The organism is Pseudomonas corrugata, assembly GCF_050920615.1.
GTDB lineage: Bacteria > Pseudomonadota > Gammaproteobacteria > Pseudomonadales > Pseudomonadaceae > Aquipseudomonas > Aquipseudomonas corrugata.
The window spans coordinates 2,014,833-2,038,367 of record NZ_CP130434.1; the positions used below are offsets into that span (position 1 = coordinate 2,014,833).

At 58.5% G+C, this 23,535-nt stretch carries 19 protein-coding genes; all 19 read left to right on the top strand.

The genetic code is table 11. The annotated features are described in order from the left end of the window. The first annotated feature begins 4 nt into the window (after window positions 1–4). The 19 genes from flgK to QZH45_RS09175 all read left to right on the top strand — a co-directional run bounded on the left by flgK (window position 5) and on the right by QZH45_RS09175 (window position 23,533). Entirely contained in the window at window positions 5–2,071 is a 2,067-nt protein-coding gene (flgK, locus tag QZH45_RS09085; protein ID WP_024778632.1) for a flagellar hook-associated protein FlgK, read from the top strand. 13 nt (window positions 2,072–2,084) lie between these two features. Beyond that, the gene (locus QZH45_RS09090) at window positions 2,085–3,650 is read left to right on the top strand and encodes a flagellar hook-associated protein 3 (RefSeq protein ID WP_024778633.1); all 1,566 of its coding nucleotides are present in this window, start codon (window positions 2,085–2,087) and stop codon (window positions 3,648–3,650) included. A gap of 91 nt (window positions 3,651–3,741) precedes the next feature. Continuing rightward, window positions 3,742–7,314, top strand: coding sequence for a glycosyltransferase (locus QZH45_RS09095; RefSeq protein WP_055135393.1), 3,573 nt, complete (start codon window positions 3,742–3,744; stop codon window positions 7,312–7,314). A 259-nt stretch (window positions 7,315–7,573) separates the two neighbouring features. Further along, on the top strand, window positions 7,574–8,347 hold the full coding sequence (gene rfbF / locus QZH45_RS09100) for a glucose-1-phosphate cytidylyltransferase (RefSeq protein WP_024778635.1): 774 nt from the start codon (window positions 7,574–7,576) through the stop codon (window positions 8,345–8,347). Beyond that, on the top strand, window positions 8,329–9,408 hold the full coding sequence (gene rfbG / locus QZH45_RS09105) for a CDP-glucose 4,6-dehydratase (RefSeq protein ID WP_432783663.1): 1,080 nt from the start codon (window positions 8,329–8,331) through the stop codon (window positions 9,406–9,408). The genes rfbF and rfbG overlap by 19 nt, the downstream gene beginning before the upstream one ends. After that, window positions 9,405–9,965, top strand: coding sequence for a dTDP-4-dehydrorhamnose 3,5-epimerase family protein (locus QZH45_RS09110; RefSeq protein ID WP_024778637.1), 561 nt, complete (start codon window positions 9,405–9,407; stop codon window positions 9,963–9,965). Before rfbG ends, QZH45_RS09110 begins: the two co-directional genes overlap by 4 nt. Continuing rightward, window positions 9,962–11,188 carry a class I SAM-dependent methyltransferase gene (locus QZH45_RS09115; protein WP_055135392.1) on the top strand — a complete coding sequence of 409 codons (1,227 nt, stop codon included), beginning with the start codon at window positions 9,962–9,964 and terminating at the stop codon, window positions 11,186–11,188. Before QZH45_RS09110 ends, QZH45_RS09115 begins: the two co-directional genes overlap by 4 nt. Then, window positions 11,185–12,042: an NAD-dependent epimerase/dehydratase family protein gene (locus QZH45_RS09120; RefSeq protein WP_024778639.1), complete on the top strand. Its 858-nt coding sequence runs from the start codon at window positions 11,185–11,187 to the stop codon at window positions 12,040–12,042. The genes QZH45_RS09115 and QZH45_RS09120 overlap by 4 nt, the downstream gene beginning before the upstream one ends. Continuing rightward, complete coding sequence (locus tag QZH45_RS09125; protein WP_024778640.1) at window positions 12,032–13,102, top strand: class I SAM-dependent methyltransferase; 1,071 nt, start codon at window positions 12,032–12,034, stop codon at window positions 13,100–13,102. Before QZH45_RS09120 ends, QZH45_RS09125 begins: the two co-directional genes overlap by 11 nt. Window positions 13,103–13,117: 15 nt before the next feature. Then, window positions 13,118–13,855 (top strand): cephalosporin hydroxylase family protein, encoded by a 738-nt coding sequence (locus tag QZH45_RS09130; RefSeq protein ID WP_024778641.1) that lies wholly within the window; start codon window positions 13,118–13,120, stop codon window positions 13,853–13,855. Between the two features lie 50 nt (window positions 13,856–13,905). After that, complete coding sequence (locus QZH45_RS09135; RefSeq protein ID WP_055135391.1) at window positions 13,906–16,839, top strand: TIGR00180 family glycosyltransferase; 2,934 nt, start codon at window positions 13,906–13,908, stop codon at window positions 16,837–16,839. A gap of 229 nt (window positions 16,840–17,068) precedes the next feature. Continuing rightward, the gene (locus tag QZH45_RS09140; RefSeq protein WP_053192877.1) at window positions 17,069–17,995 is read left to right on the top strand and encodes a ketoacyl-ACP synthase III; all 927 of its coding nucleotides are present in this window, start codon (window positions 17,069–17,071) and stop codon (window positions 17,993–17,995) included. A gap of 86 nt (window positions 17,996–18,081) precedes the next feature. Then, on the top strand, window positions 18,082–19,374 hold the full coding sequence (locus QZH45_RS09145; protein WP_024778644.1) for a motility associated factor glycosyltransferase family protein: 1,293 nt from the start codon (window positions 18,082–18,084) through the stop codon (window positions 19,372–19,374). Beyond that, entirely contained in the window at window positions 19,371–19,640 is a 270-nt protein-coding gene (locus QZH45_RS09150) for a hypothetical protein (RefSeq protein ID WP_024778645.1), read from the top strand. Before QZH45_RS09145 ends, QZH45_RS09150 begins: the two co-directional genes overlap by 4 nt. Before the next feature lie 254 nt (window positions 19,641–19,894). Beyond that, entirely contained in the window at window positions 19,895–20,746 is an 852-nt protein-coding gene (locus QZH45_RS09155; protein WP_024778646.1) for a flagellin domain-containing protein, read from the top strand. 72 nt (window positions 20,747–20,818) lie between these two features. Beyond that, a complete protein-coding gene (locus tag QZH45_RS09160) occupies window positions 20,819–21,184 on the top strand; it encodes a flagellar protein FlaG (RefSeq protein ID WP_024778647.1) in 366 nt (121 codons plus the stop codon). Window positions 21,185–21,266: 82 nt separating this feature from the next. Then, entirely contained in the window at window positions 21,267–22,700 is a 1,434-nt protein-coding gene (fliD, locus tag QZH45_RS09165) for a flagellar filament capping protein FliD (protein ID WP_024778648.1), read from the top strand. A 129-nt stretch (window positions 22,701–22,829) separates the two neighbouring features. After that, window positions 22,830–23,225, top strand: coding sequence for a flagellar export chaperone FliS (gene fliS, locus QZH45_RS09170; protein ID WP_024778649.1), 396 nt, complete (start codon window positions 22,830–22,832; stop codon window positions 23,223–23,225). An 11-nt stretch (window positions 23,226–23,236) separates the two neighbouring features. Further along, a complete protein-coding gene (locus QZH45_RS09175) occupies window positions 23,237–23,533 on the top strand; it encodes a hypothetical protein (protein WP_024778650.1) in 297 nt (98 codons plus the stop codon). Window positions 23,534–23,535: the final 2 nt, after the last annotated feature.

Genomic DNA, 23,535 nt, shown 5'->3' on the forward strand with positions numbered 1-23,535 from the left:
AACCATGAGTTTGCTCAATATAGGGATGTCGGGTCTGTCAGCCAGCCAGACCGCGTTGGTGACCACGGGTAACAACATTGCCAACGTCGATACCGCCGGATATTCGCGTCAGCAGACCGTGCAGACCACCAAGGCCTCCAATCAATACGGCAACGTGTTCATCGGATCCGGCACGACCCTGGCCGATGTGCGCCGGGTCTACAACTCCTACCTTGAAGCGCAACTGAAAACCACCACCTCGCTCAACAGCGATGCGGCGGCTTATCAGGGCCAGATCACGCCTCTGGACTCCTTGCTCTCGGACAGCGGCACCGGCCTCAACGGCGCGCTGACCAAGTTTTTCGCGTCGGTGCAGAACGTCAACGCCAAGCCTGGTGACGATGCGTCCCGCCAGTTGCTGCTCAGCGATGCCCAGGCCTTGAGCAATCGGTTCAACTCGATTTCCAGTCAGTTGACGGAGCAAAGCGAAAACATCAATGGCAACCTGTCGAGCATGGTTGAACAGGTCAACAAACTGGCTTCCACCATTGCTCAGTTGAACAAGAAAATCGCCGAAGTTTCCAACTCGGGCGGCGCGCCTAACGACCTGCTGGACTCCCGTGGCGAAGCCATTCGCCAGCTTTCCACCTTCACCGGTACCCAGGTCGTGGAGAACGGCAGCAGCCTGGACATCTACCTGGGGTCCGGTCAACCGCTGGTGATGGGCACTGTCACCAATACCCTGGAGGCCGTGCCGGACAAGAACGATCCGGGGCGCACGGGTATCCAGCTCAACAGCAGCTCCAGCTCCATGGACCTCACTTCGGTGCTCACCGGTGGCGAAATCGGCGGCCTGATGCGCTACCGCAGTACCGTCCTCGATCCGGCCATGAACGAGTTGGGCCGCGTCGCGCTGGTGATTGCTGACCAGATGAACACCATACAGGCGTCGGGCATCGACCTGAACGGTGCCTTTGGTTCCAACCTGTTCAACGACATCAACAGTACCGCGCAGGTCAGTCAGCGCAGCGTTGCCGCGCTGAACAACAGTGCAGGTTCCGGCAATTTCAACGTGGCCATCACGGACGCCGGCCAACTGACCACCAACGACTACAAGGTCACGTTCACCAGCGGTACCAACTACACCGTCCAGCGCCTGCCCGATGGCTCGTCGATGGGCGCGTTCAGCACCGCGACGACGCCTGCGCCGGAGATCGACGGCTTTTCGCTGACCTTCGCCAACGGCACCGCAGCAGCCGGCGACTCGTTCAAGATCACCCCGACCCGCAACGCGGCGGGCAACATCAAGACCGAGATGACCGACTCCAAGCGGCTGGCGATTGCCGCGCCTCTGGGCGCAGCCATCGTGCCGGGTGGCAGCGGCACGCTGACCATCCCTGCCAGTGGGCAGCCGACCCTGACGACGAAGCTGGATATCTACGACGCGGCCACGACGACGGTCATTCAGAACGGCATCAAGACGTCCATGCCGGTCAAGGTGGTGTTCGGAGCGACCTCGGCCGACGGCACCAGCCAGGCCTACCAGTTACTCGATGCCAAGGGCGTACAGATCAGCAATGGCACGATCAAGCCCGGTGAGAGCAATACATTGAGCCTGAGTGTTCCGCTCAAGGACGCCAGTGGCAACCCGATCATGGATTCGGCCGTGCCACCGGTACAGCGCACGGTCACCTTTGACATGTCCATCGCCGGTTCGCCGTCCAATGGTTCCTCCATCAATGTCAGCCTCTCCCAAGCTGGCAGCCTGGACAACCGTAACGGCAGCGTCCTGGCCGGTTTGCAGACGGCCAAGACCGTCGACACCGGCTCCTCCAGCGGCGGTATTTCCCTGAACGATGCCTACGGCAAGCTGGTGGAGGGCGTAGGCTCCAAGGCCGCCCAGGGCAAGCTCGACAGCGCTGCCACCGGCGCGATCCTGAACAACGCCAAGAGCGCGCGCGACTCGCTGTCAGGCGTGGATCTGGACGAGGAAACCGGCAACCTGGTCAAGTTCCAGCAGTACTACACCGCGTCTTCGCAGATCATCAAGGCGGCGCAGGAAATCTTCAGCACATTGATCAACAGTCTTTAAGGAGCCGTAGCCCATGCGCATCTCTACCTCACAGTTTTACGAAAGCACGGCTGCGAACTACCAGAAGAACTTCGCCAATGTGGTCAAGACCAGCGAAGAGGCCAGCAGCCTGGTGCGCGTGAACACTGCTGCCGATGATCCGGTGGGTGCTTCTCGCCTGCTGCAGTTGGGCACGCAGGCGTCGATGCTGTCCCAGTACGAAACCAACGCCAATACCATCAAGGCGACCCTGGGGACCACCGAAGCAGTGATGACCAGCATTGGCAATGTGCTGCAGCGAGCCAAAGAGTTGGCCGTCGGCGCCGGCAACGCCGGTTATACCGATGCGGACCGTCAGGCCAACGCTTCGGAGTTGGGACAGATCGAAGAACAGCTATTGACGCTGATGAACAGCAAGGACGAGAACGGCAAGTATATTTTCGCTGGCTCCAAGGGCGATACCGTTCCATTCACCCGCAACAATGATGGTACTTACAGCTACAACGGTGATCAGGTGACTCTGGATCTGCCTGTCGGTGACACCATGTCCATGGCCACCAACAGCACTGGCTGGGAAGTTTTCCAGCAGGCCGTCAATACCAGCCGCAGCCAGGTCACCATGACCGCGCCGGCGGTGGATGATGGGCGCGTGGTATTGTCCAACGGCCAGGTGTCGTCCAACGTCACCTACAACAACCAATTCCGCAGTGGCGAGCCCTACACCGTAGAGTTTGCCAGCGGTACTCAGTTGAAAATCACAGACTCAAGCGGTAACGATGTGACTGCCGAAGCTAGCCAGGGCGGTGCTTTCGACCCTGCCAGCAAGAGCGGCCAAGGGGTGACGTTCCGTGGTGTGGAGCTGACCCTGAACATCAACCTGCAAACCGGTGATACAGCCGGTGCCGTGTTGCCCGGGCATACCTTCACATTGGCTGCCAAGCCGGACACTTTCGTCCCGACACGCAGCCCGGGCAATTCGACCGCGACGCAGATCACGGACAGTGCCATCACCGACCCAGTGGCATACCACGCCAGTTTCCCTACTGGTTCGGCGGTACTGAAATTCACCAGTGCGACCGATTTCGATCTCTACGCCGCCCCATTGACCGCTGACAGCCAGCCGGTTTCCAGCGGTACCCTGGTCGGCAACGTGGCAACCGCTTCGGGCGTGAGCTTTACTCTGAATGGCGCGCCAGCGGCTGATGATCAGTTCAGTATTGCGGTCAACACCCATGAAACCCAGAACATTCTGGATACCGTAAGCCAACTGAAAGCCGCGTTGAATACTCCTACCAATGGTGACCCGATCGCGGTGCAGAAGCTGCAGGCCTCGCTGGCCTCTGGCATTGGCAATCTGGCGAGCGGTACCGATCAGTTGTCCAGTGCACTGAGTTCGGTAGGGGGGCGTGGCCAGGCACTGGACACCCAGAGCGATACCAATCAAAGCTTGATCAAGGCCAACACCCAGACCCAATCGTCAATTCGCGATTCCGATGCGGCCGAGGTAATGACCCGCCTGACCTTGCAGCAGACCATGCTTCAGGCCTCTCAGCTGGCCTTCAGCAAAATTGCCCAGTTGGGCCTGTTCAACAAGATCTGAGCCGGTATCAACCGAGCCGCCAACCGTCTTTCTAAGCGGTTCCGGGGCTCCGGCCTGAAAGGGTCGGAGTCCGCCGCTCGAGATTTTTGCCGTGAAGCCACTTCCCCTCGTCAGCATCGTCATCCCCGCATATAACCCCCGTTTTTTTGACCAGGCACTGCTAAGCGCCTTGGCCCAGACCTACGAACACGTCGAAATCATCGTTTGCGACGATTCGCCTGGCGATGAGATTCGCCACATCGTCGAGTCTTTCACCGAGCCGGCCCATCCGGTCCGTTACCTGAAAAATCCACAGCGTTTGGGACTTCAGGGCAATCTGTTGCGTTGTGTCGAAGAGGCGCAAGGCGAGTTTATCAAGGTGCTGTGTGATGACGACCGGCTGTTTGCGCCGAGTATCGCCATCCAGGCCCAGGCGCTGATGGATCATGCTGATGTAACCGTGGTGTTTGCGCTGCGGTTGTTGTGTGACGCGGGTAACTTCATTTTGCCGCCGCGTATTGATAACTGCCGTTTTTCGCCAAGCGATGCCGTGCTCAAGGGCGACGACATGCTGGCGATTCTCGAAAGCACGCCGACCAATTTCATTGGGAATTTCAGTTCTGCCCTGATGCGTCGCGTCGATGTGCTGGAGTTGTTGCCTGCGTTGATTCAGGACGGCGCCGGTTTTGTCGCCATGCTCGACTTCGCACTGTTCGTCTGCCTGATGCGGCGTGGCAATCTGATCGCGTTGAGCACGGTATTGAGCGTCGAGCGCAAGTATGCAGAGCGTTTGGGCAGAACCCCTGAAATGCTGAAGGCTGCCAAGGTGGAGTGGGAGTGGTTGGCACAAATGCTCTCTGCTCGCAGTGGTGAAGCCGCACCAGCATCGGGATGGGTGCGCTATATCGAGTTGAGCAAAACCACTGATAAGCCTCATGCCTGGCAGGAACTCTGTGTTACCCGCGTACTGGGCAACCGCAATACCGTCGTTAATGGCCGGGTAGGGGCGCAGAGTGAGAGTTACGCGGACTTTTACCGCGAGTGGTTGGCCATTCGCCGGTTCAGCGAGGCGGAGCAGCGTGTCATGCCGGCGCGCATCGATAGCTGGCCGTTTCGTCCGAACATCGTGCCCGTGATCATCGATGCCCAGGGCGATGCGACGTCGCTTGCGAAGACATTGTGCAGCCTTGATGGCCAACTGTACCCGGCACAGGCCGTGGTGGTCCTTTCCGATGCCCATTGCGAGGCCGGCGAGCGAGTGTTGCAGTTGCCCTACCAAGCCGATTGGCCGCGCCAACTCAATACCATAGTTGCACAGCTCGAAGGTGCGCACTGGTTCTACCTGTTGCAAGCGGGCGACATCCTGCGCGATTCGACATTATTGATCCTGGCCGAGCGTGTGGCGGGTAGGCAGGGAGTTCTCTGCATATACAGCGACGAAGGGGCGCTGGTGGATGGGGAGTCCTTCGAGCCAGTGTTCAAGCCGGATTTCAATCTGGACTTGATGCGTGCCTATCCCTACATCGGGCGAACCCTGGCCTTCGAGCGTGAGCGGTTCATGACCCTGGGCGGTTTCGATCCGGCTCGTGGTGAGTTGGCGCCTCAGGATCTGGTATGGCGTCTGGTCGAAGAAGCTGGCCCACAAACCATTGAGCACATTGCCGAAATCCAGGTCGAATCCACCCTGAGTTTCGCCCAATGGCTATCGTCGCCCGAGGTCATCGAGGGCAATGCCGCACTGGTCTGCGCGCACCTGGATCGCATCGGCGTGAGCCATGAGATTCAGCGGGATACCCTGCCGCTGATCAATCGCATCAGCTACCACCATGATGCTCGTCCGTTGGTGTCCATTATCGTGCGCACCGGTGACTCGCTTGCAGCACTGCAGCATTGCACCGAAAGCCTGATCGAACGCACGGCCTACACTCACTACGAAATACTGATCGTGGACAGCGGTGTCCGTGACCCGGCCATGCTCGACTGGCTGGCAAGCATGGCCCAGTTGGGCGCGAGCATGTTGCGCGTGCTGCGTTATGCCGGCGATGACAGCGACGCCGCAGTGCGCAACTTTGCCGCGGGCCAGGCTCGGGGCGAATACCTGCTGCTGCTCAGTCCGCAGGTTGTCATCTGTGAAAATGACTGGCTGGATGAGCTGCTCAATCATGCCAGGCGCCCGGAAGTCGCGGTGGTTGGCGCACGGATACTCAGTCCCCAGGGCGCGATTGTCGGCGGTGGACAGATCCTTGGTCTGGCCGGGCCGGTGGGCACGCCGTTTCATGGTGAATCGGCGGCCTCCCGCGGCTACATGCAACGTTTGCATACGACGCAGAACTGGAGTTCGGTCAGCAGCGATTGCCTGATGGTTCGCAAGCAAGTATTCGAGGAACTGGGCTGCCTCGACGAGGCAACTTTCAGTCTCGGCCTCAGCGATGTCGACATGTGCTTGCGCGCGGGCAAGGACGGGTACCTGGTGGTCTGGACGCCCTATGCCAGTGTCATGCAGGTTGCCCCTCAGTCGACGTCTGTCAAGCCTGAAGAGGCGACATTGCTGGAGCGTGAGCGCGAAGTCTTCTATCGCAAATGGTTGCCGCAGATCGCACGGGATCCGGCCTACAGTCCCTCTCTGGGGCTTGGGGCGTCAAGCTTCAGCCTCGAACCCTCATTGCGTAACAACTGGAACCCGTTCTGTACCCGTGCGCTGCCATTGATACTGGGGCTGCCGGTCAACGCCACTGCGGTCGGCCATTATCGCGTCACGGCCCCCTTGGCCGAACTTGAAGCTGCCGGACGGGTGATTGCCCGGATCGCCTACGAGTCGCCCTCTACTGTCGACATCGAGCGATTGTCACCGGATAGCATCGTATTGCAAGGGCGATACAGCGAAGGTTCTGCCGGCGATATCCTGCGAATGAAGAAATATTCCAGCGCCTTGCGGATCTTCGAACTCGACGACTATGTGGTCAGTGCTCCCAAGAAAAACACCCACGCTCGCAACAAGCCGGTCAACACCGAACAGATGCTTCGTGAGGGCATTGGCCTGTGCGATCGCGTCGTGGTGACGACCCAGGCGCTGGCCGATGCCTTGTCCAGCATGCACAGCGAGATTCGCGTCGTGCCCAACATGCTGACACCCGAGCCGTGGGCCCGGTTGACCAGCCGTCGCGGTACGTCATCCAAACCACGGGTTGGCTGGGGCGGCGGGACCAGCCACAGCGGCGATCTGGAAATCATCGCCGACGTGGTCCGTGAACTGGCCGATGAGGTGGAATGGGTATTCTTCGGCATGTGCCCGGAGGCGTTGCGGCCCTATGTCCATGAGTTCCACGGCTCAGTTGCGCTGAACCACTATCCGTTCAAGCTGGCCAGCTTGAATCTCGACCTGGCCCTGGCCCCCTTGGAGTTCCACATCTTCAACGACTGCAAGAGCAACCTGCGTTTGCTGGAGTACGGCGCCTGTGGCTATCCGGTCATCTGCACCGACACCAAGGCCTACGACGGCTTCCTGCCCTGTACCAAAGTGCGCAGCAACAGTACCGAGGAGTGGATCGGGGCGATTCGCATGCACCTGGCCGATCCTGATGCCAGCTATCGCATGGGCGATGAACTGCGCGAAGCGGTGCTGCGTGACTTCATGCTCAGTGGGGATAATTTGCAGCATTGGTTGTGGGGGTGGTTGCCGGATTGAATGTCGCGTACTGCGGGAGCGAGTCGGCTCGCTCCCGCAGGTTTCCTTCTATTGATCGTTTTGCCTGACTCTCTGTTCCCTGCCTCCAGATGGGTGTTATCGAGCTGGCGCGTTTCCTGCAAGTCCCCCCTCATATCGCCATAAAACGAGCGCTTGCGACGAACTCGGAGCGCTCTGAACGGCATTGACGGTGTAATCCCTGCGCCCGCAAAGCGAAACAACGCTTGGCCGAGCCTGGTGATGAACGAGAGGGGAGACGATGAAGGCAGTTATCCTGGCAGGTGGGCTCGGAACGCGAATCAGCGAGGAGTCGCACCTCAAACCCAAGCCGATGATCGAGATCGGTGGCAAGCCAATTCTTTGGCACATCATGAAGCAGTATTCCGCCCATGGAATCCACGACTTCGTCATTTGCCTGGGCTACAAGGGCTACGCCATCAAGGATTTCTTCGCCAACTACTTCCTGCACACCTCCGATGTCACCTTCGACATGTGCAACAACCGCATGGACGTTCACCAGAACTACAGCGAGCCGTGGCGGGTGACCTTGATCGATACCGGTGAAGACACCATGACCGGCGGGCGGCTGCGTCGTGCGGCACGTTATCTCGAAAACGAAGAGGCGTTCTGCTTCACCTATGGTGACGGCGTGTCGGACCTCAACATCGGCGCTTTGGTGGATTTCCACCTGTCCCACGGCAAGCTGGCCACGGTGACGGCGGTCCAGCCGCCAGGGCGTTACGGTGCGTTGGAGCGCGACGGCGATAGGGTTCTGGGTTTTACCGAGAAGCCTCGCGGTGACGGCGGCTGGATCAATGGTGGTTTCTTCGTGCTCTCGCCGAAGGTCCTGCCCTACATCTGCGACGATCAGACGTCCTGGGAAGTCGAGCCGCTGGCGGCATTGGCCACACAGCAGCAACTCCAGGCCTTCCAGCACGAGGGTTTCTGGCACCCCATGGACACCTTGCGGGATAAAAACCATCTCGAGGCCCTGTGGCAAAGCGGGGAGGCTCCTTGGAAGCAATGGACTTGACCCCGGAATTCTGGCGTGGCAAACGCGTGCTGGTGACCGGCCATACCGGCTTCAAAGGCAGCTGGTTGACGCTGTGGCTGCAAAGCCTGGGGGCCCAGGTCAGCGGTTTTTCCCTGGCCCCGGCCACCGAACCGAGTCTGTTCGAACTGGCCCGGGTGAGCGAGGGCATTGATGATCGACGCGGTGACTTGCGGGATCTCGGCGCTCTTTTGGAACTGCTTGCCGATGTGCAGCCGCAGATTGTCCTGCACCTGGCAGCCCAGCCGCTGGTGCGGGAGGGGTATCGCGACCCGTTGGGCACTTACTCCAGCAATGTCATGGGGACCCTTAACCTGCTCGAGGCGATTCGTCAGGTTGGTGGCGTGCGCGCCTGTGTATTGGTGACCACCGACAAGGTCTATGCCAATCAGGAATGGTTGTGGCCGTACCGCGAAAACGAAGCCTTGGGCGGCCATGATCCCTACAGCAGCAAGGCCTGCTGTGAACTGCTGGCGCAGTCCTACGCCGCGTCGTTCTTTTCGGCTGAGCGGTATGCCGAACACGGCCTGGCCCTGGCCACGGCACGGGCCGGTAACGTGCTGGGCGGCGGCGATTTCGCCCCTGAGCGCCTGATTCCGGATGTGCTCAAGGCCTGGTCGGCGGATGAGCCCGTGACGTTGCGCTACCCCCAGGCAGTTCGCCCGTGGCAGCACGCCCTGGAGCCGCTGGCTGGCTATCTGCAACTGGCTGCCAGGCTTCATGAACAAGGCCCGGAATTCGGCGGTGCCTGGAATTTCGGGCCTGGCGAGGCGGACATGTGTAGCGTCGGCGAAGTTGTCCAACTGCTTGCCGAGCGCTGGCCGCAAGCGCCAGGGCTGCGGATTGAATCGAGCGACCTGCATGAAGCCGGCCTCTTGCGCCTGGACAGCAGTCGAGCCCGGACACTGTTGGGCTGGCAGCCGCGTTGGTCTTTGCAGCAGTGCCTGGCGCAGACCCTGGATTGGCACCTGGCCTGGCAGAACGGTGACGACATGCGTCAGGTCAGCCTCGGCCAGTTGAATTTGTACCGAGGCGCGCTGTGAGCGAGTTCACGTTGAAGGCACTGCCACTGGCCGGTCTATTCAGTGTCCTGCACAAACGGTTTGAGGATCAGCGCGGGCATTTTTCCCGGCTGTTCTGTGAAGGCAGTCTGGACGCGTTCGGGCAACCGTTTCATATCCGGCAGATCAACCATTCCTGCACGCGCGAGCAGGGCAGTGTGCGTGGCTTGCATTATCAGGACGCGGCGCAACCGGAATCCAAGTTGATCACTTGCCTGCGTGGTGAAGTCTGGGACGTAGCCGTGGACTTGCGCCCCGATTCCGAAACTTTTCTGCACTGGCACGCCGAGCATTTGAAGGCGGGTGACGGTCGCAGCCTGTTGATCCCGGCGGGGTTTGCCCATGGATTTCAGACCCTGACCGACGATGCTGAGTTGCTCTATCTGCACAGTGCTGACTACACACCGGAGCATGAAGGTGGTTTGTCGGTGAACGATCCGCGGCTGGCGATCGCCTGGCCGCTGCCTGTCAATAATCTGTCGACCCGGGACAGCAACCATCCCTTGCTCGATGAGCATTTCGCTGGAGTGCGTGTATGAATTGCCGAGGTTGCGGGACTGCCCTGGCGTTGCCACTGATTGATCTCGGCACGTCGCCGCCGTCCAACGCATATGTGCGTGCTGACCAACTGGAGCAGGCCGAGCAGTGGGTACCCTTGAAGGTCGCTGTTTGTCAGCACTGCTGGCTGGTACAGACCGAGGATTACACGCGCGCCGACAGCCTGTTTGACGCCGAGTACGCCTATTTCAGCTCGTTCTCCAGCACCTGGCTGGCCCACGCCGAACGGTATGTCGACGAGATGGTCGAGCGCTTTGGTCTGGGCGTCGACAGCCGGGTGGTGGAAGTCGCTGCCAACGACGGCTACCTGTTGCAGTACGTGGCCAGGCGCGGCATTGCGTGCCTGGGCGTCGAGCCAACCCGCAGCACCGCCGAGGCGGCGCGTGCGAGAGGCCTGGAGATTCGCGAGCTGTTCTTCGGTCGCGATACCGCTTCGCAATTGAAAGGCGAGGGCTGGGCGGCCGACCTGATGGCGGCCAACAACGTGCTGGCCCATGTGCCGGACATCAATGACTTCCTCAGTGGCTTCGCCACGCTCCTCAAGCCAGCCGGGGTAGCCACCTTCGAATTTCCGCAGTTGCTCACGCTGATGGCCGGACAGCAATTCGACACCCTGTATCACGAACATTTCTCCTACCTGTCGCTGACCGCTGTACAAACCTTGTGCGAGCGCAACGGCCTGGAGGTGTTCGACGTCAGCCAACTGGCGACCCACGGCGGTTCGTTGCGGGTGTTCGTCCAGCGCGCCGATGGCGTTCGTCGCCCGGTGCTGGCTACGGTGCAACAGCAGTTGCAGGCTGAACTTGATGCTGGCGTCAAAACCCGCACCTATTACGCAACGCTGGCGCCGGCCGCCGAAGCCATCAAGCACGGTTTGCTGCGTTTTCTGTTGCAGGCCAAGGCCGAAGGCAAGCGCGTGGTGGGTTACGGCGCGGCGGCCAAGGGCAATACGCTGCTTAACTACGCCGGGGTCAAGCCTGATCTGTTGGCCTGGGTGGCCGATGCCAATCCGCATAAGCAGGGCAAGTACCTGCCGGGCAGCCGGATTCCCATCGTATCGCCTGAGCGTATAGCGCTGGAAAAGCCCGATTACGTCCTCGTCCTGCCCTGGAACCTGTTGGGGGAAGTCAGCCAGCAGTTGGCTGAGGTTCGCCAATGGGAGGGGCGATTCGTCATCGCTGTGCCTGAGTTGACAGTGCTATGAAAATTTTGGTGACCGGAGCCACCGGGTTCGTCGGCCGTCATCTGGTCGAGGCCTTGCTGGCGCGTGGTGGTCAGGTAAGGGCTGTAGCGCGTCGGATCGAGTCGGCCCAGGCATTGCCGTGGTTTGACCGGGTCGAGTTCGTGACGGCCGATGTTCACGACGAAGGGCTGGACGTCGCCGGTCTGATTGACGGGGTCGATGCATTGGCGCACCTGGCGTGGCCGGGGCTGCCGAATTACCAGGCGTTGTTTCACTTCGAACACAACCTGATGGCCGATTATCGGTTCATCAGGCAGGTGGTTAAAGCAGGTATTTCCCAGGTCATGGTCACCGGCACCTGCTTCGAATATGGCATGCAGAGCGGGCCACTCGACGAGCAGACGATGCCGCAACCGGCCAATCCCTATGGGATGGCCAAGAATACCTTGCGCCTGTTCCTCGAGCAGTTGCAACGCGAGTGTCCGTTTACCTTGCAGTGGGCACGTCTATTCTATCTCCATGGTGCCGGCCAGAATCCCAGTAGCTTGCTGGCCGCACTGGATCGGGCCATCGATGCCCAAGCCACGACATTCGATATGTCTGGCGGTGAACAATTGCGTGATTACCTGCCGATCGAAACGGCAGCCGCTTACCTGGCGCAGTTGCTAGGGCGGCGTGAATTCAATGGTGTGGTCAATTGTTCGAGCGGCCAACCGGTATCGGTGCGGACGTTGGTCGAAGCACGTCTGCGGGAGCGAGAGGCCGCCCTTTGTCTGAACCTTGGTCATTATCCGTACCCGACTCACGAACCCATGGCGTTCTGGGGTGTGGCCGAACGTTTGCAAACCTTGTTGGGGGCTCCACATGATGCGTGAGCTGTACCGGGCCACCGGTCTTCCCGTTCTGCAGAACCGTACCTTTGTCGATGAGCCGTCAGCCAAGGCCTCGGCGAGTGCCGATATGGTGTTGGTCCAGAACGAAGTGAGCGGGTTGGTATTCAATCAGGCATTCGATGCCGACAAACTCAGCTACGACAGTGATTACCAGAACGAACAGGCCCATTCGGGCCAGTTTCAGCGACACCTGGCTGATGTGGAGAGCATCATCGCCCGGCATTTCACCGGCCAGAAATTGATTGAAGTCGGTTGTGGCAAGGGCTATTTCCTGGAACTGCTCAAGGGCCGGGGCTATGCCGTCACCGGCATAGACCCGGCCTACGAGGGCGACAGTGTCGATGTGATCAAGGCGCCGTTCACTCGCGAGCTGGGCCTGTCGGCCGATGCGGTAGTGCTGCGTCATGTACTGGAGCATATCCAGGACCCGGTGGAGTTCCTGGTCGAAATAGCAGCGGCCAACCAGGGCGGACAAATCTATATCGAAGTGCCGTGCCTGGACTGGATCCTGGAGCATCGCGCCTGGTTCGACCTGTTTTATGAGCACGTCAACTATTTCCGCCTCGACGATCTGCGTCGGATGTTTGGCACGGTGTACGAGGCTGGACATCTGTTCGGTGGCCAATATCTGTACATCGTTGCCGACTTGGCGACGTTGCGCCTGAGACCGGAACAACCGGTGTCGAAACTGACCTTGCCCGACGGATTCACTGGCAGCCTGGGGCGTACCGTACAGATTATCCAGACCTCCCCGGGCCAAGGCTCTGCTATCTGGGGGGCATCTTCCAAAGGGGTAATCTATTCGCTGTTCCTGCAGCGGGCCGGTGTCGCGGTGGACTGCGTGGTGGATATCAATCCGGCCAAGCAGGGACGGTACCTGCCATTGAGTGGTATGCGCGTCTCTTCGCCCGACGAGGCGATGCACCTCCTGCCCGAAGGGGCAAACGTATTTGTGATGAATTCCAATTACCTCGAAGAAATCAGGCGAATGACGGCTGGACGCTACGTCTACCACGCCGTTGACAGCGCTTCGTTCCAATAACCGCGAGATTCGAACATGACCGACAACACCATTCATAACGCTTTCCAAGCCCAATGCCAGACCGAAATTGCCGGTCAGGGCCAAGACCAGAAACTTGTCAGCCTGGCCAAGGAGTTCTTTAACGAGTCGGCCAAGCACAAGTACAGCTACCACTTCTCATGGATGGGCCGGCCAATCATCCAGTTGCCGCAGGACATGATGGCGATGCAGGAACTGATCTGGCAGATCAAGCCTGATCTGATCATCGAGTGCGGCATCGCCCATGGTGGTTCGATCATCTACTACGCCTCGTTGCTGGAGCTGCAAGGCCACGGCGAAGTGCTCGGCATCGACCTGGATATTCGTCCTCACAACCGCGAGGCCATCGAAAGCCATCCGATGAGCAAGCGCATCACGATGATCGAAGGGTCGAGCATCGATGCCGCGATTGCCGAGCAGGTTCATGCCGCCGCCCAAGGCAAAAAAGTCATTCTGGTACTCGACTCCAATCACACCCATGACCACGTGCTCGAAGAGCTGCGCCTTTATGCACCGCTGGTGTCGGTAGGCAGTTACTGCGTGGTAATGGATACAGTCGTGGAAGACATGCCTGCGGACTTTTTCCCGGACCGTCCATGGGGCCCGGGGGATAACCCGAAGACTGCGGTGTGGAAGTACCTGGAAGAAAACGGCGACTTCGAAATCGACCGGCAGTTGCAGAACAAGCTGCTCATCACTGTTGCACCGGACGGCTATCTGCGTCGGGTCCGTTAACTCATCCGTTTCAAGTCATTGGCGTCTGGCAGGTTGTGGGGACAGGAAATATGCAGGTTCGAAACACTCTTCAAGACAACGTAGCACCGCTGAGCGAGCGGTTCACGGTGGTGGTCATTTCCCATAACCGCAGCGCATTCCTGCGGCGTACGCTGCATTACTACAGCAGCTACCCCTGCTCGGTGCTGGTGCTGGATTCCTCGGTCGAATGTGATGAGCAGATAGCCCGGGACTTTCCCTCGGTCGACTACCGGCATTTGCCGCAATTCACCTACAAGGGGCTGCAGGACAAACTGGTTTATGGGGTCAGCCAGGTCACAACGCCTTACATGGTGTTCGCCGCCGATGACGACTTCCTGTTGCACGATGCTTTGACCGAGTCGGTGGAGTTTCTCGAAGCCAATCCCGATTACGGGCTGTGTCACGGTTACGGGATCATGTACCTCTCCTGTGCAACCGAGGTGTGTTACTTCCGTCGTGATCGCAAGGTGCATGAGGATTACAACAGCGAACTGGCCGAAGACCGGGTCATCCGTTTCATGGATCAGTTCCTGCCGCCGTTCTATGCCGTGACTCGTACCGACCTGCTGCAGCAGTGGTACAGCTTGTTGCCGCCAGGGACCAGTTTCGAATGGCAGGAAATCGGACACACCTTTTACCTGCTGGCTTGCGCCAAGGCACGGATCCTGCCGATCCCGTTCGCTGTTCGCGAACTCAATTATGGCGGCTCCGAGCACAATACCAACGTGCTGACTGTGCTGAGCTACAAGGACGCAAAAAGCGTCGCCGAGCGAGAGCAGTTTGCCGAGTTCCTGGCGTCCCTCCCTACGCCGCTCATTGAACAGGCCCCCGGGCGTGTCAAACAGATCGCTCTGGACAGCTTTGCAGCCATGGCTGATTGCTTGCTCCAGGGGCGCTCACTCAAAGGTACGCAGATCATTCGCTCGGCCTGGTTGGAGGCTGGTGGCGAGCCTGTGCGCTCATTTGGGCCGCAGCAGTTTGTCGAAATGCCTTTCTACAACCAGCGGGTATTCGATCTGCTGACCGGGTTTGAATTCCTCCTGCATGCCATGCCGGCAGGGCGCCTGCAGCTTCAGCAATTGGAAGGCATTCTGCTGCGTCAACAAGAGTTGATGCGCGTACAGCCCAACGACAATGAACGCACGATACGCAGCCGTTTGTGGGAAGCCCAAGGCCTGTACGCTTTCAACCGTACTGTGGTGAAGCGCCTGGCCGAGTCGTTGAAAAACAGTGACGAGCCCGAGGAAGCGCTGAAGTTGTTGGCCTGGGGCGAGCAACTGGACTCGGTACCGGGCCAACAGGATCGGCAACTTCTGGAGAACATGCACTCCGGGCGGCTGCTGAGCTGGCTCGAAGCGCGTAATCCCGACACGCAGCAGCTCAAGGCCATTAACGGCCATCTGGCTGAGCATCAGGGCGGGCCTCGCTTCAGTATCCTGTTGTTGGACCTGGACGCTGACATGTTCAAGTTGCAGGCGACTTTCGACAGCCTGGTCAACGGTCAATGCAAAGCGTTCAACGTCGTGGTCTTCACCACCGGCGACCTGCCGGCGACTACCACGGTGCGTGACACCGTACACTTCGTCAAAGTCAGCACCACCAACTATGTCGATCGCATCAATCAAATCATCGGTCAATCCACGGCCGACTGGCTGATGCTTGCCGAGGCCGGTGACCAGTTCACCGCCAGCGGCCTGCTGCGCGCGAGCCTCGAACTGATCGATGCAGAAGGCGTGCGCGCCGTGGCCATGGACGAAATTCAGCGCAAGGCCGATGGCAGTCTTGGCGACGTGTTCCGTCCCGGGGTCAACCTTGATCTGCTGCAATCGGCCCCTTCATTCATGGCTCGGCATTGGTTGATTCGTCGTGAAGTCCTGGCTCAGGCCCGTGGATTTACCGCCGAATACGTCCAGGCCCTGGAGCTGGATTTGCTGTTGCGCCTGATCGAGGACGCAGGGCTGGCAGGGTTGGCGCACCTGGCCGAGCCGTTGTTGATCTGCAACGCCCCAACAGAGCAGGAAAACCCCCAGGAACGTCAGGTCCTGAAGCGTCACCTGGCCGCACGGGGTTATCGTGCCCAGGTCAGCTCGGCTCAGCCGCTGACGTATCAGATCGATTACCAGCATGCCGAGCGGCCACTGGTGTCGATCATTCTCGAAAGCCGTGATAATTTCGAACAGGTACAGCAGGCGCTGGTCAGCGTGCTGCAACGGACCCGTTACCATCGCCATGAAATACTGATCGCTGATAATCACAGCCAATCCGAAGAACTGGCTCAATGGTTGGACAGTCTGGAAGGCAAAGGCGACCGGATCCGCATCCTGCGCAGTGACCGCCGCCTGAATACATCGGCTTTGTATAACTGGGCAAGCACCCAGGCCAAGGGCGATTACCTGGTGCTGTTGTCGGCCCAGGCGCAAGTAATCAACGCCAACTGGCTCGACAGCCTGCTCAACCAGGCCCAGCGGCCTGAAGTTGGGATCGTTGGCAGCAAGCAGATGGACATTCGCGGCATCACCACCCAGGCGGGCCTGGTGCTCAAGCCTGACGGTGGGGTGGGCTCGGTATTCATTGGCGAGCGCAAGGACGCCAAGGGTTACCTCAACGGCCACCAGGCGGAGCAGAACTACTCAGCGGTGTCCGGTGCCTGTCTGATGATCCGCAAGGCGCTGTACGAGGCTATCGGCGGTCTGGACGAAGGACCCTTTGCCGAGGCCTTTGCCGATGTCGACTTGTGCCTGAAGGCGGCCGATGCAGGTTTTCTCACGGTCTGGACGTCCCAGGCGCAGATGCTGCATCCCGGCACATTGCCCGACGCGCCGCAGGCAGCCGAGGCCTTGCAAGAGAAATGGCAAGCCCGTTTCGAACACGACACAGCCCGTAATCCCAATCTGGCTTTGATTGGTACCGGTTTTGCGCTGGGTACTGCCGTGGCTGTGGATTGGGCGCGGTTGCTTGCGTAGCTCATCCGTCTCCTGTCCCCAACCCAAGAGCCCTTGCAAAAAGGGCTTATTGGGAAAAATCTCGTGACCTGCGAGTCATAACGCGCATCTTCACTGTATTGTATTGACCGGGAAGATGGCGCCTGGCCCTCATCAGGCCCAGTGATAGCCCTCCGTACTTCCCGATTGTCGGCGCCCCTCGATTCGTTGCGAGCGGTGGTATTGGGCTGTTTTTGATTGGGAAGCCGTAATGATTGGCATAAAAAGCATTGCGAGCTACGTTCCTGTAGCCGGCGTGGACAATTACGCACAGGGTGCGAAGTTTGAGAAGGATGAAGAGTTCATCCTGGGCAAGATTGGTTCCGCTTTCTTACCGCGCAAGGATGATGGACAGGAAACCTCGGACCTGTGTGTCGAAGCGGCCAATGCGTTGTTTGCCAACAATCCCGGTTTGAAACGCGAAACCATCGACGTTTTGATCGTGGTCACCCAAAATGGCGACGAAGAAGGATTGCCCCATACGGCAGCCATCGTTCAGGACAAGCTTGGCTTGCCTACTACCGTGGCTGCATTTGATATCTCCCTGGGCTGTTCGGGTTATGTCTATGGCATTTACGCTATCAAGGGCTTCATGGAAGCCGCTGGCCTGAAAAATGGGCTGTTGATAACGGCTGATCCGTATTCAAAAATCGTCGATCCGGAAGATCGGAACACGACGATGCTGTTCGGCGACGCCGCCACCGCCACTTGGATGGGCGAAAACGCACCGTGGCAGTTGGGCAGGTCCAAGTTCGGCACCGACGGTTCCGGTGCGCCGCACTTGAAGGTCAGCGACGGCGTGTTCTTCATGAATGGCCGGCAGGTGTTCAACTTCGCCTTGCTCAAGGTGCCGGCTCACTTGCATGAGTTGCTTGCCGACTCCAATCTCCAGCCCGATGATATCGATGCATTCTGTATCCATCAGGGTAGCGCCGCGATTGTCGATGCCGTTGCGCGGCGTTTTGAAGGCGAACCCGAGAAATTCATCAAGGACATGGTCGAGACCGGGAACACCGTATCCTCGAGCATCCCGTTGCTGCTGGAAAAACATGTGCTCGACTCCAATTGGAGGCGTGTGGCATTGAGTGGTTTCGGCGTTGGGCTGTCCTGGGGGTCAGCGATTATCTATCGCCCTTGAACCACCTGAAACCCGTGCATAAAAAATAGCGTCCAAGGGTGTAACCTTGAACGCTATTTTTTTGCCCAATGGAAAGTCGAGACACCATGAGCGAGTTCTTTGAGCGCAATCTCCAGGTGATCGAGCAGCGCTGGCCAGCCATGGCCGAGCGTTTGCTGTTGGAGGAAGTCGACGGGTTGCAGGCCGATCTGGTGGAGGGACTGGGCTCGACCTTGAGCATCAATGGCATTCAATTGACCAGTCGACATGACCGCCGTGCCGAGGCTGAGCTGCAGGCGTCCAGCCTGCCGTCGGACGCTGCCGTCGTGCATCTCTATGGCACGGGATTGGGGGATTTGCAGAGCCGTTTGCTGGAGCGGGCAAAGCTTGAGCGCCTGCACGTGAATATTCTTAACGGCTCGGTGTTCGCCTTGGTGCTGCGGGTGTTGGATCAATCGCAGTGGCTCGATGATCCGCGAGTCGAACTGTTTTACGCAGGAGACCAAGCGGAAATTCAGTTACCTTTCTTCGCCTTGCCCGCCGAACTGGTACTGGCCGATGACTTCAGTGCAAAGATTCGCGACCGGTTGGTTAGTGAAACCCATCTGACATTCAACAATCGGGAGTTCGACCCAGCAGCCCCTGAAATCATTGAGCGTCTGCATTCCACCTTCCATCTCGTGCAGGGGGATCGCGACGTGGGGGAGCTGTTCGGCTCTTTCAAAGAGCGCGAAGCGTTTGTCATCGCTACCGGGCCTAGCCTCGAACGGCATTTCGAGAGACTGCGCGGCTTGAGTGAGCAGGCCGAACGACCATTGTTGATCTGTGTTGATACGGCCTACCGGCCATTGATCAACCATGGGATCCGACCGGATATCGTGGTCAGCATCGATCAACGTATTACCGCACGCCATCTTCCGCCTGACGACACCGATGAGATTGCGCTGGTTTACCTCCCAATGGCCGACCCGTTGGTGATTGGCGCTTGGCGGGGGCCGCGTTATGTCGGTTATTCCGCCAGCCCGATCTATCACCGGATGCGTCAGCAATTGAGCCGGCATGAGTTGTATGTAGGCGGCAGCGTAATCCATCCGGCCGTTGATCTGGCCGTGAAGATGGGGGCGCTACGGATCACTCTGTTCGGTGCCGACTTTGCGTTTCCCCATGATCGGACTCACGCAGGTTGGAGCGATGGCGACCTGGGCCCCCAGTTGGAGGTGGCCAGGCACTGGGTACTCGACGGACATGGCCAGAGGGTCAAGACACAGCTCAACTTCCGTAGCTATTTGTGTGAGTTGGAGCGATTTATCGCCGGACATCCTCAGGTGCGTTTTTATAACAGCAGTCGGGACGGGGCGATGATCGCCGGTACTGATTTCCATCCGGAGTTTACGAAGTGAGCGGGCTTCAAGAGGTGATCGATGAGGCCCGTGACTGTGCCGGACTTTTTCGTCTGGGACGGGATGTCGAGGCAGGACTGGCCATGGTCGCGCTGGTTGAAGCGGCTCAACCCTGGATTGAACGGATGCCAGGCGATGTCCAGTCGTCTTGGGGCGTGTTGTTAGGGGTGATGTTCACTGATCAGCAGTCGCAGAACTGGATTTCGTTGGCCGACTATCTTGAGTATGAGCTGGTGGAATTGCTGAGCACCGGGCTGGCTTTTTGAGCACTTTTCAATTGATCGGCGCTGATGGCCCTCCTGGGGTCAGGTTCGGACGGTTCCCTGGCGCCATTTTTTTTACCTCCTGAGCGCAGCCAAGTCCTTGATTTAAGAGGGGTGGCACCCTGATGGCAAAAATTTTGAAAAAACTGCTAAAGCAAGTTCCGAATACGACGATAACTATTACGAAGGTTCTCTAGGCCACACCCGGCGGTTGCCAGGGCCGGAAGCCGCAGTACCCAACCAACGAGGAATTCGTCATGGCTTTAACAGTAAACACCAACGTCACATCGTTGAACGTTCAGAAAAACCTGAACCGCGCTTCCGATGCTCTCTCCACCTCGATGACTCGTCTGTCTTCCGGCCTGAAAATCAACAGCGCCAAGGACGACGCCGCCGGCTTGCAGATCGCTACCCGTATGACTTCGCAGATCCGCGGTCAGACCATTGCGATCAAAAACGCCAACGACGGTATCTCCATCGCTCAGACCGCTGAAGGCGCTCTGCAGGAATCTTCCAACATCCTGCAGCGTATGCGTGAACTGGCTGTACAGTCGCGAAACGACTCCAACGGCACCGCAGACCGTACCGCTCTGAACAAAGAATTTGCTCAGATGTCGGACGAACTGACCCGTATCGCCAACTCGACCAACCTGAACGGCAAGAACCTGATCGACGGTTCCGCTGGCACCATGACCTTCCAGGTCGGTTCCAACACCGGTACTGACAACCAGATCACCCTGACCCTGGACAGCGGCTTCGACGCAGCGACTCTGAGCGTTGACTCTGGCACCATCGTGATCAGTGCTGTTGACAGTGCCTCTGCCGAAACCAACACCGCTGCTGCTATCGACGCGATCGACGCGGCTCTGGCAACCATCAACTCCAGCCGTGCGGATCTGGGTGCTGCTCAAAACCGTCTGACCAGCACCATCTCCAACCTGCAGAACATCAACGAAAACGCCAGTGCTGCACTGGGTCGTGTACAAGACACCGACTTTGCTGCTGAAACTGCACAGTTGACCAAGCAACAAACTCTGCAACAAGCATCTACCGCAGTTCTGGCCCAGGCCAACCAACTGCCATCCGCTGTACTGAAGCTGCTTCAGTAATAGCTGGATGAACTTTAGCGGGGGAGTGCGCTTGCGTACTCTCTCGCTTTTTCCGTTCAAGAGGTGATGGACATGGATATGAGCGCCAAGCTGAACTTGTCTTATCCAGCGGCGAAACCGACGCCCACCGTGGCCGCCAAGTCGTTGGAGAAGCCTCAAGCCGATCCCGCTGTCGTGACACCGGTCAAGAAAGCCCCTAAAGACGCTGCTGCCGACCAGGAAACACTCAAGAAGGCTGTGCAGGAGATCGAAAAGTTCGTTCAGTCGGTCAAGCGTAACCTGGAGTTCTCAATTGATGAGCCTTCAGGCAAAGTGGTAGTCAAAGTAATTGCCAGTGGTTCCGGTGAAGTGATTCGCCAGATCCCGAATGAAGAAGTTCTGAAACTGGCCAACAGTTTGAATGATGCCAATAGCCTGTTGTTCAGCGCGGAAGTCTGACAGCTGGCACGAATTTTGTTGTTCTGTTCTTTTGGGCGTTGTAGTGGTCAAAAGGCCGGCGGCATACTGAAGGGAGTTTCACATGGCAAGTCCAATTCTACCTGGCTTGGGTTTAGGCTCGGGCCTTGATACCACCGCAATCGTCAAGGCGCTGGTGGATTCCGACAAGGCGGCCAAGCAAGGTCAGATCGACCGCGCCACCAAGACCAATACCGCCAACATTTCTGCGATTGGCACCCTGAAGTCACTGCTGGCTACGTTCCAGTCTTCGCTCACAAGCCTGGGCAGCACGACCACTCCTCAATTCACCGGGGTCGCTGCCACTTCGGCCAACACCAGTGCGCTGACGGTGACGGCCGGTAACTCGGCGGTGAGTGGTACCTACTCGATCAACGTAACCAAGCTGGCGACCTCTTCAAAAGTAGCAACGGCGGCATTCGCCGGTGGTACCTCCAGTGCAGTGGACCCCGGTACCTTGACTATCACTCAGGGGTCTACCAATTACGCTCTTGACGTTCCGAGTGGCTCGACGCTGCAGTCGGTTCGGGACGCAATCAACAGCAAGTACTCTTCCAATGGTCTCACCGCCAACATCGTGACCGATAGCTACGGTTCGCGTCTGGTGGTGGGGTCGACTAAGACCGGTGCGGGCAGCGACATTTCCCTCAGTGGCATTACCGGCCTGGAAGCGGATGGTTCTGTCCTGATGGGGACGCCGAGTGCAACCTCATCCGGTTCCATCGGCCTCGCCCAGGACGCAGAGTTCACTGTCGATGGGCTGGCAATGACCAGTCCTACCAACAAACTGGACAACGTTGTCTCAGGGTTGAGCATGACGCTGGTCGTTGCCGGTAGTGGTCCGACAACGGTAACGGTTGCCACCAACTCCGACGGCTTGAAAGCTTCGATTCAGAAATTCGTCGATGCTTACAACGCCATTGCCAAGGCTGTGACCGCCCTGACCAAGCCGTCGACCGATGCTGATGGTAACCCGGTTTCAGCTGCGTTGACCGGTGACTCATTGCCACGATCTTTGCTGGCGGCCATGCGTGCGCCTTTGTCGGAAACCGGTGCCGGCGACAAATTGACCGTTTTGTCTCAGCTTGGGATCACCACCAACCAGACAACGGGTGCCCTGGATTTCGACAGTGCGAAGTTCACTACGGCGCTCAACGATAAGCAGTTGGGTGGAGAAGTCCAGACGCTGTTCACCGGGGACAATGGCTTGATCGAGCGCATGCAGAACGCCCTCAAGCCTTACACCGAGACCGGCAGGAAGGACTCAAACGGAAAGACCGTCGATAACATTTTGACGACTCGATCCAAAAACCTCGATCTGATCAAGTCGAAACTGGGCGATGATCAGTTGGCACTGGATCGCCGGATTGAAACCCTGACCGCGGTGCTGACGAAAAAGTACAACGACATGGATACCCTGGTCGGCAAGCTGAAAGCCACCGCCAGCAACATCACGTCCATGTTCGAAGCACTGACGGCACAGCAGAAAAACAGCTGAGTTTGATTGATGCAAAAAGCCCGGTAGCGTTCTTGAGTGCTCCGGGCTTTTGGCTTTTTCGATCTAAAGTTTTTTGACGCGGCGTCGATATGGTGTTTATACGAACCGCAGATTTTGATGAGGTAGAACATGAATCCAATGTTAGCCCTTCGCCAATACCAGAAGATTGGCGCTCAGGCGCAAACCTCCGAAGCAAGCCCCCATCGTCTTGTACAGATGCTCATGGAGGGCGGGTTGGATCGTATCGCCCAGGCCAAGGGGGCGATGGAGCGTAAGGATATCGCCAATAAAGGTGTTCTGATCGGCAAGGCGATTGGCATCGTTGGCGGCTTGCGTGAGGGCCTGGACCTGGAAAACCAGGCCGAAGCGGTGGCTGAGCTGGACGCCCTCTATACCTATATGATGAAGCGCTTGGCCGAAGCCAACGCCAAGACCGACCCGAAGATCCTCGACGAAGTCGCCGGTCTGCTGCGCACGGTCAAAGATGGCTGGGATGCCATCGCCGCGCCTGGTCCGCAATTCTAAGGAGTGCTCCCATGAGTCTTGTCCTGCAGCGAATAGAACAAACCCGCGACGCCCTGGTTGATGCCCTGGCCGAGCGTAACTGGGAAGCCATTGGTCAATTGGACCTGGCATGCCGTACCTGCATGGAAGACGTCATGAGCGAGTCTGGGCTGGACGAGGCGGCGTTGCGCAATAATCTTGAGGAGTTACTGGGGGTCTACAAGCAACTGCTCGAGGCGGCGACTGGGGAGCGTCAGGCGATAGTCGACGAGATGTCGCAAGTCCATCAAGCACAAAACGCTGCAAAGGTTTACCATCTGTTCGGTTAATG